At 67.5% G+C, this 13657-nt stretch carries 14 protein-coding genes; 9 read left to right on the forward strand and 5 right to left on the reverse strand.

Annotated elements, in window-relative coordinates; translation table 11 throughout:
• Window positions 1-40: 40 nt before the first annotated feature.
• Complete coding sequence (locus tag KXD97_RS13200) at window positions 41-892, forward strand: mycofactocin-coupled SDR family oxidoreductase (protein ID WP_260757243.1); 852 nt, start codon at window positions 41-43, stop codon at window positions 890-892.
• Here KXD97_RS13200 and rocD read toward each other — a convergent pair.
• Together rocD and ddaH are read right to left on the reverse strand one after the other, a co-directional pair.
• Window positions 889-2097, reverse strand: coding sequence for an ornithine--oxo-acid transaminase (gene rocD, locus KXD97_RS13205; RefSeq protein ID WP_260757244.1), 1209 nt, complete (start codon window positions 2095-2097; stop codon window positions 889-891). The two genes, KXD97_RS13200 and rocD, sit on opposite strands and share 4 nt — an antisense overlap.
• Complete coding sequence (gene ddaH, locus KXD97_RS13210; protein WP_396885155.1) at window positions 2094-2942, reverse strand: dimethylargininase; 849 nt, start codon at window positions 2940-2942, stop codon at window positions 2094-2096. The genes rocD and ddaH overlap by 4 nt, the downstream gene beginning before the upstream one ends.
• A 113-nt stretch (window positions 2943-3055) precedes the next feature.
• Between ddaH and KXD97_RS13215 the strand changes: the two genes are divergently transcribed.
• From KXD97_RS13215 to KXD97_RS13230, 4 genes are all read left to right on the forward strand, one after another.
• Window positions 3056-3502 (forward strand): Lrp/AsnC family transcriptional regulator, encoded by a 447-nt coding sequence (locus tag KXD97_RS13215; RefSeq protein ID WP_260757245.1) that lies wholly within the window; start codon window positions 3056-3058, stop codon window positions 3500-3502.
• A 41-nt stretch (window positions 3503-3543) separates the two neighbouring features.
• Window positions 3544-4752 carry an NAD(P)/FAD-dependent oxidoreductase gene (locus KXD97_RS13220; RefSeq protein ID WP_260757246.1) on the forward strand — a complete coding sequence of 403 codons (1209 nt, stop codon included), beginning with the start codon at window positions 3544-3546 and terminating at the stop codon, window positions 4750-4752.
• Between the two features lie 65 nt (window positions 4753-4817).
• Complete coding sequence (locus KXD97_RS13225; RefSeq protein ID WP_260753369.1) at window positions 4818-6365, forward strand: IS1182 family transposase; 1548 nt, start codon at window positions 4818-4820, stop codon at window positions 6363-6365.
• Between the two features lie 326 nt (window positions 6366-6691).
• Window positions 6692-8338, forward strand: a complete 1647-nt coding sequence (locus KXD97_RS13230) for a DUF222 domain-containing protein (protein WP_260757247.1) — start codon at window positions 6692-6694, stop codon at window positions 8336-8338.
• Here KXD97_RS13230 and KXD97_RS13235 read toward each other — a convergent pair.
• The 3 genes from KXD97_RS13235 to mftR all read right to left on the reverse strand — a co-directional run bounded on the left by KXD97_RS13235 (window position 8335) and on the right by mftR (window position 10767).
• Window positions 8335-9468, reverse strand: a complete 1134-nt coding sequence (locus KXD97_RS13235) for a VOC family protein (RefSeq protein WP_260757248.1) — start codon at window positions 9466-9468, stop codon at window positions 8335-8337. The genes KXD97_RS13230 and KXD97_RS13235 overlap by 4 nt on opposite strands.
• A 143-nt stretch (window positions 9469-9611) precedes the next feature.
• On the reverse strand, window positions 9612-10136 hold the full coding sequence (locus KXD97_RS13240; protein WP_260757249.1) for an RNA polymerase sigma factor: 525 nt from the start codon (window positions 10134-10136) through the stop codon (window positions 9612-9614).
• A gap of 16 nt (window positions 10137-10152) precedes the next feature.
• A complete protein-coding gene (gene mftR / locus KXD97_RS13245) occupies window positions 10153-10767 on the reverse strand; it encodes a mycofactocin system transcriptional regulator (RefSeq protein ID WP_260757250.1) in 615 nt (204 codons plus the stop codon).
• Between the two features lie 104 nt (window positions 10768-10871).
• On the opposite strand from mftR, the gene mftA reads away from it, so the two are divergent.
• The 4 genes from mftA to mftD are packed head-to-tail and all read left to right on the forward strand — an operon-like array spanning window position 10872 to window position 13623.
• Entirely contained in the window at window positions 10872-10964 is a 93-nt protein-coding gene (mftA, locus tag KXD97_RS13250) for a mycofactocin precursor MftA (RefSeq protein WP_222880338.1), read from the forward strand.
• A 2-nt stretch (window positions 10965-10966) separates the two neighbouring features.
• On the forward strand, window positions 10967-11257 hold the full coding sequence (gene mftB / locus KXD97_RS13255) for a mycofactocin biosynthesis chaperone MftB (protein ID WP_260757251.1): 291 nt from the start codon (window positions 10967-10969) through the stop codon (window positions 11255-11257).
• Entirely contained in the window at window positions 11254-12441 is a 1188-nt protein-coding gene (gene mftC / locus KXD97_RS13260) for a mycofactocin radical SAM maturase (RefSeq protein ID WP_260757252.1), read from the forward strand. The genes mftB and mftC overlap by 4 nt, the downstream gene beginning before the upstream one ends.
• Before the next feature lie 6 nt (window positions 12442-12447).
• Entirely contained in the window at window positions 12448-13623 is a 1176-nt protein-coding gene (mftD, locus tag KXD97_RS13265) for a pre-mycofactocin synthase MftD (protein ID WP_260757253.1), read from the forward strand.
• Window positions 13624-13657: the final 34 nt, after the last annotated feature.

Here is a 13657-nt window from a genome sequence, read left to right on the forward strand (position 1 = left end):
CTCTAGAACACGTTCTAATTCTGCTGTTAGCCTGATCCCCATGGCATCAGGTGCACCCCTTGAAGGTCGCGTCGCGCTGATCACCGGAGCCGCGCGCGGTCAGGGCCGCGCGCACGCGGTTCGGTTGGCGGCCGACGGCGCCGACATCGTCGCGATCGACGTCTGTAAGCCGGTCTCGGACACCATCACCTATGCAATGCCCACAGCCGAGGATCTGGCCGAGACGGTGCGCCTGGTGGAGGCGACCGGTCGCAAGGTGCTCGCCCGCGAGGTCGACATCCGTGACCTGGCGGCCCAGCAGCAGCTCGTCGCCGACGCCGTCGAGCAGTTCGGCCGGCTGGACATCGTGGTGGCCAACGCCGGGGTGTTGAGCTGGGGCCGCATCTGGGAGTTGTCGGCGGAGCAGTGGGACACCGTCGTCGACGTCAACCTCAACGGCACCTGGCGCACCATCCGCGCCGCGGTGCCGGCGATGATCGCGGCCGGCAACGGCGGCTCGATCGTCATCGTCAGTTCGTCGGCCGGGTTGAAGGCCACCCCGGGTAACGCGCACTACGCGGCGTCCAAGCACGGGCTGGTGGCGCTGACGAACGCGCTGGCGCTGGAGGCCGGGGAGTTCGGTATCCGGGTGAACTCCATCCACCCGTACTCCATCGACACCCCGATGATCGAGAAGGACGCGATGATGCAGATCTTCTCGAAGTACCCCACCTTCCTGCACAGCTTCGCCCCGATGCCGTTCAAACCGGTTGCCCGCGACGGCAAGCCGGGCCTGCAGGAATTCATGACAGCCGAGGAGGTCGCCGAGGTGGTGGCCTGGCTGGCCAGCGACGCGTCGGCCACGATCTCGGGCTCGCAGATCGCGGTGGACCGCGGCACGATGAAGTACTAGGCGCCCAGCACTTCGGCGAATCGGTCGACCGCCCAGTCGATCTCGTCGGCGGTGATCACCAGTGGCGGCGCGAAGCGCAGCGTCGATCCGTGCGTGTCCTTGACGAGCACGCCGAGCTCGGTCAGCCGCAGGCTGACCTGCTTTCCGGTGCCGTGCACCGGGTCGATGTCGACACCGGCCCACAATCCCTTGCCGCGCACCGCGAGCACGCCGCGGCCGATCAGCCCCCGCAGCCGTGCGTGCACGTGGGCTCCGAGTTCGGTTGCACGCTGCTGGAATTCGCCTCGCTCCAGGATGCCGACGACGGTGCGGCCGATCGCCGCGGCCAGCGGATTGCCGCCGAAGGTCGAGCCGTGCTCACCGGGATGCAGCACGCCGAGGACGTCGCGGTCGGCGACGACCGCCGACAGTGGCACGACGCCCCCGCCGAGGGCTTTGCCCAGCAGGTAGACGTCCGGCACCACGTCCCAGTGGTCGCACGCGAACGTCCGCCCGGTGCGAGCCAGGCCGGACTGGATCTCGTCGGCGATCATCAGCACGTCGCGCTGGGTGCACAGCGCGCGTACCCGCGGCAGGTAGTCGTCGGGTGGGACGATGATGCCGGCCTCACCCTGGATCGGTTCCAGCAGCACGGCAACGGTGTCGTCGTCGATGGCGCGGGAGAGGGCGTCGGCGTCCCCGAACGGCACCGCCCGGAAGCCGGGCGTATACGGACCGAATCCGCGACGGGCGGTCTCGTCGTCGGAGAAGCTGATGATCGTCGTGGTGCGGCCGTGGAAGTTGTTGTGTGCCACCACGATGTTGGAGTCGCTGACCCCTTTGACGTCGGCCCCCCACTTGCGTGCCACCTTGATGCCGCTCTCGACCGCCTCTGCGCCGCTGTTCATCGGCAGCACCATGTCCTTGCCGCACAGCCCCGCCAGTGCCGCGCAGAACGGGGCCAGTCGGTCGGAGTGGAAGGCGCGGCTCACCAGCGTCACCGCGTCGAGTTGGGCGTGCGCCGCGGCGATGATCTCGGGGTGGCGGTGCCCGAAGTTCACCGCGGAGTACGCGGCCAGGCAATCGAGATAGCGCCTACCCTCCACGTCGGTGATCCAGGCGCCCTCCGCGCTCGCGGCCACAACGGGCAATGGCGAGTAGTTGTGCGCGACGTGACGGCTGTCGAGGTCGACGGTGGAAGCGGTGCGCGAAATCATGGCCGTCATGGGTGTACCTCCAGCGTGCAACATTTCACCGAGCCGCCTCCCTTCAGCAGCTCGGACAGGTCGACGGGCACCGGCCGGAAGCCGGCCTGATGCAGCTGCTGGGCGAAACCCGTTGCAGCCGAGGGCAACACCACGTTGAGACCGTCGGAGACGACGTTGAGGCCCAGCACGTAGGCATCGGCGCTGGCGACCTCGATGGCGTCGGGGAACAGGTCGGCCAGTGCCGCACGGGCGGCCGGCGCGAACGCCGGCGGGTAGTAGGCGACAGTGGCGTCGTCGAGCACGGCCAGCGCGGTGTCGAGGTGGTAGAAACGCGGGTCGACGAGCTCCAGGCTGATGACCGGCATGCCGACGTGTGCGCCGACCTCCGCGTGCGCCCGCCGGTCGGTGCGGAACCCGTGACCGGCAAGGAGGTTGGAGCCGACGGTCAGGAAGTCGCCCTGCCCCTCGTTGACGTGCCGGGTTCGCGCGGGAACGTAGCCGTTGCATGACATCCATTCCGCGTAGGCGACCGCCTCGCCGGCGCGTTCGGGGTGCGCGAACCGGGCGACCACGGCTGCGCCGTTGATGACCGTGCCACCGTTGGCCGCGTAGACCATGTCCGGCAACCCCGGCAGCGGTTCCACGAGATCGACGGTGTGGCCGAGGTCGAGATACGTGTTGCGCAGCGCCTCCCACTGAGACAGCGCGCGCTCCGGATCGACGGGTGCCGACGCGTCCATCCACGGGTTGATTTCGTACTCCACGGCGAAGTACAGGGGCGCGGTCATGACATAGCGGCGCGGGCGCGCGGTGCGTTCAACGGTCTGCGCGGTATCCGGGGCGCCGGCGAGGTCAGTCGTCACGAATCAACGATAAGGAGGGTAGTTGACGCAATCAATCGACGAATCTTGCGTGTCTACCGCAGATCTGTTGTGCTGGGTGCTGTTCTGTGGGGCTTTGTTGCGTGGGAGTGGTGATGGACCGTCTCGATGAGACAGACGAGCGCATCCTGGCCGAGCTGGCCGACAACGCGCGAGCGACGTTCGCCGACATCGGACAGCAGGTGAACCTGTCTGCGCCGGCGGTCAAGCGCCGGGTGGACCGCATGGTGGACGCCGGTGTCATCAAGGGATTCACGACGGTGATCGACCGCAGCGCGCTCGGCTGGACCACGGAGGCCTACGTCCAGGTGTTCTGTCACGGCACGATCGCGCCCACGCAGCTGCGTGCGGCCTGGAAGGACATCCCGGAGGTGGTCAGCGCCGCGACGGTGACGGGCACCTCCGACGCGATCCTGCATGTGCTCGCGCGCGACATGCGCCACCTGGAGGAGGCGCTGGAACGCATCCGGGCCAGCGCCGACATCGAGCGCAGTGAGAGCATCGTGGTGCTCTCCAACCTGATCGAGCGCGCGCCGCGCTGAGCGGGTAGTTGTGGGGTGGCGCACATCGTCCGGCTGCCATCGTGTACAAAGCCCACGTGAGCACTTCTGAGGTTTCCGGGGCAGCAGGCGGTGTCGTCATCGTGGGCGGCGGGCTGGCCGCTGCGCGCACGGCTGAGCAGCTGCGTCGGTCGGAGTATGCGGGAGCCGTCACGATCGTCAGCGACGAGGACCATCTGCCGTATGACCGGCCGCCGCTGTCCAAAGAGGTGCTGCGCGCCGAGACCGACGACGTGACGTTGAAGCCGGCGGAGTTCTATGCCGAGAACGACATCACCGTGCTGCTCGGCAACGGCGCGAAGTCGGTCGACACCGCCGCGCAGACCGTAACCCTCGGCGACGGAACGCAGCTCGGTTACGACGAGCTCGTCATCGCGACCGGGCTTGTGCCGAAGCGCATTCCGTCCTTTCCGGACCTGCCGGGCATCCACGTACTGCGTAACTTCGACGAGAGTCTCGCCCTCCGGCAGGAGGCCGGTACGGCGCGGCACGCGGTCGTCGTGGGCGCCGGATTCATCGGCTGCGAGGTTGCTGCCAGCCTGCGCAAGATGGGCGTCGACGTGGTGCTCGTGGAGCCGCAGCCCGCGCCGCTGGCGTCGGTGCTGGGGCAGCCGATCGGCGAGCTGGTCACGAGACTGCACCGGGCCGAGGGGGTCGATGTCCGTTGCGGTGTCGGCGTCTCGGGCGTGAGCGGGGACGACCGCGTCCGCAAGGTCACGCTGAGCGACGGCTCGGAGCTCGATGCCGACATCGTCATCGTCGGGATCGGTTCGCATCCGGCGACGGACTGGCTCGCTGGTAGCGGGATCGAGGTAGACAACGGTGTGGTCTGCGACGAGGCCGGCCGGGCGAGCGCGCCACACGTGTGGGCCATCGGTGACGTCGCTTCGTGGCGTGACACCGTCGGCGGTCAAGTGCGCGTTGAGCATTGGAGCAACGTCGCCGACCAGGCGCGCGTTCTGGTGCCGACCATGCTCGGTCAGGAACCGCCTGCCGCGGTCTCGGTGCCGTACTTCTGGAGCGACCAGTACGACGTGAAGATCCAGGCCCTCGGTGAGCCCGAGGCCACCGACACCGTGCACATCGTCGAGGACGACGGACGCAAGTTCCTGGCCTACTACGAGCGCGATGGCATTGTGGTCGGCGTGGTCGGAGGCGGGTTCCCTGGCAAGGTGATGAAGGTGCGGGCCAAGATCGCTGCGGGCGCGCCGATTTCGGAACTGCTCGGCTAGGAGTCTGCTGAATTAATCCGGCGTGGTGGCGGGGTTTGTGGCTGGGTTCTCGAGATGATTAATGGATGCAGGGGCATTCTGAGGATCAGCGTGAGCTGTTGGATGCGGAGTCGGTTGCCGGGCATCTGCTGAAGTCCGACAGCATGTTTGTATTCCTGGCCGAACACCGCCACGAGTTGTTTCCCGAGGCGATGTTCGCTGATCTTTTCCCGTCGCGGCGGGGGCGTCCGAGCGTGCCGGCCGAGGTGATGGCCTCGGTGATCACCTTGCAGGCCCTGCACGGGCTCTCTGATAGCGAGACCGTGGACGCGGTCACCTTCGATCTGCGCTGGAAAGCCGCGTGCGGGTTGGCGGTGACCGCGCCGGCGTTTCACTCGACCACGCTGACCTATTGGCGGCGCCGGCTGGCGGCCTCGCAGGCGCCGGACCGGATCTTTGAGGCGGTCAAGGCCGTCGTGGCGCAGACCGGTGTGTTGGCCAAAAAGACGCGGCGAGCGTTGGACTCCACCGTGCTCGATGATGCGGTGTCCACCCAGGACACCGTAACCCAGCTGATCGCTGCGATCCGCCGGGTCGGGCGCGAAGTCCCAGGGGCCGGCGAGGTGATCACCACTTACTGCACCGCCCACGATTACAGCGATCCGGGTAAACCGGCGATCGCCTGGAACGACAGAACCGCCCGCGACCAGCTTGTCGACGCCTTGGTCGGCGATGCGCACCGGCTGCTGGGGCATCTGCCCGACCAGGAACTGGGCCCGCGCGCCGCTGAGGCGGTGTCGTTGTTGGCGCTGGTCGCCGGCCAGGACGTCGAACCGGTCGAGGGTTCTGATGGCACCGACGGGCAGTGGCGCATCGCGCAGAAGGTGGCCGGTGATCGGGTGATCTCTACCGTGGATCCCGAAGCCCGCCATGCCCATAAGACGGTGCATCGCCGCCAGGACGGATACAAGGCCCACATCGCGGTCGAACCTGATACCGGGATCATCACCGACTGCGCGCTGACCAAGGCAAGCGGACAAGACAATCACGAAGCCGTCATCGGACTGGCGCTGCTGGCACACGAGACGACGGCGGTGCGGGTGCTCGGCGATTCGGCCTACGGCACCGGTCAGGCACGGGCGACGCTGGCCGAGCTCAAGCATGTCGCCGTGATCAAACCGCTCCCGCTGAGAACCCCGGTCCCGGGTGGGTTCACCAGCGATGACTTCACCATCGATTTCGCGGCCCGTACCGTGACGTGTCCGGCCGAGCACACCATCCCCATCGGGCCTAGCGGTGGAGCCGCATTCGAAAAGCATTGCCGGTCATGCGCTTTGAGGCACCTGTGCACCACCGCAGTGCGTGGGCGAAAGCTCACCATCAGCGAACACGAACCGCACCTACGTGCCGCCCGGGCCATCGCGCGCACACCCGAATGGCAGGCCGAGTACCGCCAACACCGCCCCATGGTGGAACGCTCGATCGCCTGGTTGACCCGCGGCAACCGCAAAGTCCGCTACCGCGGCGTCAGCAAGAACAACCACTGGCTGCACCACCGCGCCGCCGCATTGAACCTGCGCCGCCTGATCAGCATGGGCCTGACCCACACCGGCACCACCTGGGCCATCGCCTAAGCCCAGACATCCCGGCGGCCTTGCGGCGCGAACATCGGATTGCCACGCCCCAAACGGCGGGGCAATCCCGAATCTGTCGGCCTGCCTGTGACTTCACACACGCGCCGACGAGCGCTTGAGACGCCCCGCCCCATCAACCCACTAATTCAGCAGACTCCTAGCTGTTCGCACGACAGGCCGCCTGCTGGGTCGCCGCTGAGCGGGCGTCGATGTCTCAGTCGATGTCTCGGACGTCGACTGTAAGGTGGAACCGGCCGGTCAAAGGGGGCGGCGCCGGAGGAAATCAGTGCGCTGACCTGTCGGCGGGGCCAGATAGAATCGAACATGTGTTCGATAGAGTGTATGCGGGGTTGGATGAGCCGGCCCTGGTCGCTGCGATCGAACAGGCTGCGCGTGAAGAAGCCCAGGCCGGGGCGCGCAAGTTGGCCGCGATCGCCGAGTTGGTGAATCTGACGGTCGATGAGGATGACGAACGAGGCCTGTGGGCTTTTGATCCGTGGAAGAACGCCGCGTGCCAGGTCGGGGCCGCTTTGTCGATCAGCCAGCAGCGCGCCTCGGCTCAGATGTGTGTTGCGACGGCGCTGCGTTACCGGCTGCCCAAGGTTGGGGCCCTGTACCTGCAGGGGCGCCTGAGCGCCCGGTTGATTTCGGAGATCACCTGGCGCACCCATCTGGTCACCGACGACATCATCGCCGTCGTTGACGCGGCGCTGGCGGGTAAGGCCGAGACGTGGGGACCGCTGTCGGAGGAGAAACTGGTCAACAAGATCAACGCCGTGATCGAGCGCCACGACCCCGACGCGGTGCGCAGCGCCAAGGAAGTCCTCAAGAAGCGGGATGTGCAGATCGGGGCACATGAGGACCCTGAGGCGGTCACGTCGCTGTGGGGGTTGTTGTTGGCTGCGGACGCCGCGGCGTACAAGGCGCGGATTGCCCGGCTGGTCAACGGTTTGTGTGAGGCGGATCCGCGTTCGATGGGTGAGCGGCGCTCCGATGCCATGGGCGCGATCGGTCGGGGCGAAGACCACCTGCGGTGCCGGTGCGGATCTTCGGCCTGCACCGCGAGCGGTCCGGCGAAATCGCCTGTGGTGATTCACGTGATCGCCGACGAGGCGGCGATCGATGCCGCAAAGCAGTTGATCGCCGCCGAGGACCGCGAACAGCACAACATCAGGGTCGAATCCGAACGTCCCCGGCCCGAGTCCGAACCTGCCGAGTCCGAACCTGTCGAGGCCCGGCCCGAGTCCGAACCCGAGACCCGGCCCGAGTCCGAACCCGAGGCCCGGCCCGAGGCCGACCCTGTTGAGGCCGGTCTTGATTCGTGTGCCAGGGATTCCGGGGTGGCGTTGCTTCCGCAGGCGCAGGTGCTGCCGATCGTGGCGTTGGCTGAGGCCATCCGCTCGGGAGCGTTGATCAAGCCGTTGTGGCTGCCTGGCCCTGATCCCGAACCGCGCTATCAGCCCTCGGCGAAGCTGGCCGCGTTCATCCGCGCCCGCGATTTGTTCTGCCGCTTCCCGGGCTGCGGTGTTCCCGCCGAGCGTTGCGACATCGACCATGTCGTGCCTTACCCGTACGGGCCGACTCACGCGTCGAACATGCACTGCAAGTGTCGAACGCACCACTTGATGAAAACCTTCTGGGGTGGTCCCAACGGCTGGCGCGACAGACAACTACCCGATGGCACCGTCATCTGGACCACGCCGGCCGGGCACACCTACACCACCACGCCCGGGAGTCGGCTGTTCTTCCCGGCGTGGAACACGACGACCGCGGAACTGCCGCCGATGTCCCCACCTGCACCCGGGTCGGGCCGCGATGTCCAGATGCCCAAACGGCAACGCACCCGCGCCGCGGACAGGGCTGCCCGCATCAAGGCTGAGCGTGAACACAACGCCGCCCGACGAGTCATCGAGCAGCAACCCCGAAAGGCGCAGCCTCCACCCGATTACGGCGACGATCCACCACCGTTCTAGAGCTCCCCGAGATAGAAGCGCGTGCCCTGGTCGTCGGCGCACAGCGCGGACTTGCCGTATGACTGCTCCGAGGGCTCCTCGATCACGGTGCCGCCGGCTTCCCGCACGCGGGACACCGCTGCGTCGATGTCGTCGACGGTCCACATCGGCACGATCACCGCGGGTGTAGTGCCGCCCGCAGCGCCCGACATCGGATGGGCGCCCACGACGGCCCAGCCGTCGTCGATTCGGCCCGGCTCGTACGTCCAGAACAGCAGCCTGCCGTAGAACGCCTTGAAGACAGTCGAATCCGGCACGAAATACGTGATGTAGGACAGGTCGCCGTGGCCTCCGCCGTTCAGCAACGGCCTCGGTTCTGTCCGTGCCGGCACATACACGCCGAACTCGACTCCCTGGGAGTCCCTCGCGCGCAACAGATCACCGAACGGGAATCCCTCAACCTCGCCGACGGTCCCACCGGCGGCCACGATGCTGTCGCGGGCACCGTGGAGATCGGTCACGGCATAGCAGCAGAACAGCGTGTGCTGCTCTGGGGCGGACGCGAGCCCGATCCGCTGCCCGACGTTGGTGACGGTCTGCGTCGCGGAATCGACGACCCACCCCAGCACATGGCCGTAGAAGGCCGCTGCCCGGCGCGCATCCGGCGTCCACACCGACACATAACCGACGTCGCCGTGCTGGATCGGCAGCGCGGCGCCTGTCGCCGGCCCCGTAAGCATCCAGCGGTGTCCGAACGGGTCGAAGAGGGCGGCGTTGCGTCCCCCGTGGGCCTCGTAGGGTTCACGCTGAATGCGCGCGCCGCTGATCCTGGCGCGGTCCAGCGTCTCGTCGGTGTCGCTGACGGGAAGCATCAGACTCACCGAGACAGACTCAGACGAGGGCGCTTTCAGTCCGATCTCGGGATACTCGTCGGCCAGGTACAGCACGCCGCCGGACAGAGCCAGCTCGGCATGGCCGACCCGGCCGTCGTCCATCTCCACCGGGTCGCCGACCAGCACGGCGCCGAAGACGTCGCCGTACCAGCGGATCGCGGCGCGGGCGTCGGCGACGGTCAGGTAGGGGACCGCGGCGCTCGTCAAGACCGGCGCGGGCCGCGAAAGCTCGGCGAGTGCAGTGTCTGTTCCGCTCATGGTCACTCCTTGGGTTCGATCAGGTTGCTGTGCAAAGAGATTCGCCGCCGACTCCAGCCTGGCGCGCAGTCGCTGCGCGAACTCGGGATCCGGCGTCACGGGGAGGTCGCCGCCGCGAAGTACGTCGAGCGGATCGTGTCCGGTCACGGCAGTCCTCCTTCCAGTTGTGGGTACTCGGCCCGGAACGCCCGCCGCGCCCGCACCAGCAACGCCTCTGTGGCGTGGACCGTGCGCCCGATCAGCTCGGCGCACTCGGGCACCGAGCAGTCGTCCATGTAGCGCAGCGCGAGCACGGTGCGGTGCTGTTCGGGCAGCCGGGCCAGTACCTGCTCGGCGACGATGCGGTCCACGTGCCCATCCCATGTGTCGTGGGGATCGGCGGGTTCGGGCAGCTCGGCCACCGGCACCGAGAACCGATCGTGGCGCCGCCGGTAGTGGTCCGCCAGCTTGTGGCGGGCCACTCCGATCAGCCAGGGCACGGTCAGGTTCGGCGGGGACGGTTTCCTGGCAGCATCCATCGCCGCCAGAAAGGTCTCCGACGTCAGGTCCTCGGCCGTCCCGCGGTCACCGCAGCGCCTGACGAAGTACCCGTATACGGCGGGTAGGGCCTCGTCGTACAGCGCGAGCAGTGCCCGCGGAGCGTGCTCGCCATCCGGTTGGGCGCTCACATCCCTATCGTCGCCGTCAGGCGCCGAACTCCGACACCCCAGTTTCCAGACCGGCAAGACCCGAGGCGAGCATGTCGAACGCGTCGCCCAACGCGGCGGCCAGTGACACCGATTCGTCGGCCAGCCAGTATTCGTAGGCTGACAGCGACACGGCCAGCATCGTCCACGCCACCGTCTGCGGCATCAGCTCGGCCGGGTCCACTCCCCGCCGTCCTGCCACGAACGCCGCGACCACGGCGCGCCAACCCGCATACATCGTCATCGAATATGCCTGTAGCGCTTCGGTTTCCAAAATCAGTCGCATCCGCTGCCGGTGTCGGTCGGTGTCGTCGAAGTCGTTGAAGGCCAGCAGCGCGGTGCGTAGTGCATCGCGGATCGGCACGCTCGGGTCGAGTTCGTCGAGCAGCTCCCGCATGCGTTCGAGGTGGGCGTCGAAATCGCCCCACGGCAGCGCGCTCTTGGACGGGTAATAGCGGAACAGGGTGCGCCGGGCGATCCCGGCGGCCGCCGCGACGTCATCGACGCTGACGTCGTCGAAGCCGCGGGTCATGAACAAGTCGATCGCGACGTCGCTGATGTGCTCGAAACTCGTGGACCGGCGGCGGCCCACGCGCGGCTTGGCGGCGGTCATCGCGATTTCCTCTTCCGTTCCGGCACCCGATGCCATATTGTTAGCGACCTACATCACAAAGTCGAGACCCTACCCGGGGTCCAGTCAGTAGAAAGGCCAGATCAATGGATCAGAATCAGCACGCTCAGGCCGAGGAGCTGGTGACCGAGAGCCTGGTGGAAGAGGTCTCGATCGACGGGATGTGCGGGGTCTACTGAGCATGACTGCGCCGACCTTTGATGCCGACCGGCACTGGCGGTTGCATCCGCAGGTGGCGGTGCGGCCGGAGCCGTTCGGCGCACTGCTCTACCACTTCGGAACCCGCAAGCTGTCGTTTCTGAAGAACCGGACGATCGTCGAGGTGATCAATTCGCTTTCTGATCACCCCGACGCTCGTTCTGCCTGCCGCGCCGCCGGAATCGACGACGACGCCCAGGCGCCCTACTTCCATGCGCTGGGTGTGCTCGTCCAGTCGCAGATGCTCATCGCCGACCCAGGAGAGACCCCATGACACTCGCCGCCCCGGTGCCCCGGCTGGTTGACCAGTTCGAGCGCGGCTTGGACGCGCCCATCTGCCTGACGTGGGAGCTCACCTACGCGTGCAACCTGTCGTGTGTGCACTGCCTGTCCTCGTCGGGCAAACGCGATCCGCGAGAGCTGTCCACCCAGCAGTGCAAGGACATCATCGACGAGCTCGAGCGCATGCAGGTGTTCTACGTCAACATCGGCGGCGGTGAACCCACTGTGCGCAGCGACTTCTGGGAGCTCGTCGACTACGCGACCGAACACCATGTGGGCGTGAAGTTCTCCACCAACGGCGTCCGGATCACCCCGGAGGTAGCCGCGAAACTGGCCGCCAGCGACTACGTCGATGTTCAGATCTCACTCGACGGCGCGACCGCCGAGGTCAACGACGCGGTGCGCGGTCCCGGCTCGTTCGCGATGGCCGTACGCGCGCTGGAGAACCTCAAAGAGGCCGGCTTCAAAGACGCCAAGATCTCCGTTGTGGTGACCCGCCACAACATCGACCAGCTCGACGACTTCAAGGCTCTCGCCGACACCTACGGCGCCACCCTGCGCATCACGCGGCTGCGCCCGTCGGGCCGCGGCGCCGACGTCTGGGACGAACTGCACCCGACCGCGGCTCAGCAGGTCCAGCTCTACGACTGGCTGGTCGCCCACGGCGAGCGGGTGCTCACCGGCGACTCTTTCTTCCACCTGTCCGGCCTCGGCGAGCCCGGCGCGCTGGCCGGCCTGAACCTGTGCGGTGCCGGCCGCGTCGTGTGCCTCATCGATCCGGTCGGTGACGTCTACGCCTGCCCGTTCGCCATCCACGACAAGTTCCTCGCCGGAAACATTCTGACCAGCAACGGTTTCCAAGATGTGTGGCAGAACTCCGAGCTGTTCCGGGAGCTGCGTGAGCCGCAGTCGGCCGGCGCCTGCAGCGGATGCGGGCACTACGACGCGTGCCGCGGTGGCTGCATGGCCGCGAAGTTCTTCACCGGCCTGCCGATGGACGGGCCGGACCCGGAGTGCGTGCAGGGCTACGGCGAGCCCGCCCTGGCGCTCGAACGCGACAAGCCCAAGTCCAGCGTGGACCATTCCCGCTCGGGCGGCCGCACGCCGAAGGGCCCCATCCCGCTCACCCTGCTGAGCGCTCCTCCCAAGAAATTCTGCAACGAAAGCCCGGTATAGACCCCCATGGCACGTGACACCTGGTTCGAAACCGTCGCCATCGCCCAGCAGCGCGCGAAGAAGCGGCTGCCGAAGTCCGCGTACTCGTCGCTGATCTCGGCCAGCGAGAAGGGCGTGACGGTCTCCGACAACGTCGAATCCTTCTCCGAGCTCGGCTTCGCGCCGCACGTCATCGGCGCGACCGAGAAGCGTGAGATGGCGACAACGGTGATGGGACAGGATATCTCGCTGCCGGTCATCATCTCGCCGACCGGCGTCCAGGCCATCGACCCAGACGGCGAGGTGGCGGTGGCGCGCGCGGCCGCGGCGCGGGGCACCGCGATGGGCCTGTCCTCGTTCGCGAGCAAGCCCATGGAGGAGGTCACCGCGGTCAACGACAAGATCTTCTTCCAGATCTACTGGCTGGGCAGCCGCGACGACATCCTGGCGCGCATGGAGCGGGCCAGGGCGGCGGGCGCCAAAGGCCTGATCCTGACCACCGACTGGAGTTTCGCGCACGGCCGGGACTGGGGCAGCCCGACGATCCCGGAGCGGATGGATCTCAAGACCATGATCCGGATGTCGCCCGAGGTCATCACCAAGCCGCGCTGGTTCCTCAGCTTCGCCAAGCATCTGCGGCCGCCGGACCTGCGGGTGCCCAACCAGGGCCGCCGCGGCGAACCCGGTCCGACGTTCTTCGAGGCCTACGGACAGTGGATGGGCACGCCGCCGCCGACCTGGGAGGATGTGGCCTGGCTGCGCGAGCAGTGGGGCGGCCCGTTCCTGCTCAAGGGCACCGTCCGCGTCGACGACGCCAAACGCGCTGTGGACGCTGGGGTTTCGGCGATCACGGTGTCCAACCACGGCGGCAACAACCTCGACGGCACACCGGCTGCGATCCGCTGCCTGCCGGCCATCGCCGACGCCGTCGGCGATCAGGTCGAAGTTTTGCTGGACGGCGGGATCCGGCGTGGCAGCGACGTCGTCAAGGCCGTTGCTCTGGGAGCCCGGGCGGTCATGATCGGCCGCGCCTACCTGTGGGGTCTGGCGGCCAACGGGCAGGCGGGTGTGGAGAACGTGCTCGACATTCTGCGCGGCGGCATCGACTCGGCGCTGATGGGGTTGGGCAAGTCCTCGATCCACGAGCTGACCCGGGAGGACATCCTGGTTCCGGACGGGTTCACCAGGACGCTCGGCGCCTGATACGGACGGGGCGCAGGGGGCTGACGGGGCTGCC

This window comes from Mycobacterium sp. SMC-8, assembly GCF_025263565.1.
Taxonomy (GTDB): Bacteria; Actinomycetota; Actinomycetes; order Mycobacteriales; family Mycobacteriaceae; genus Mycobacterium.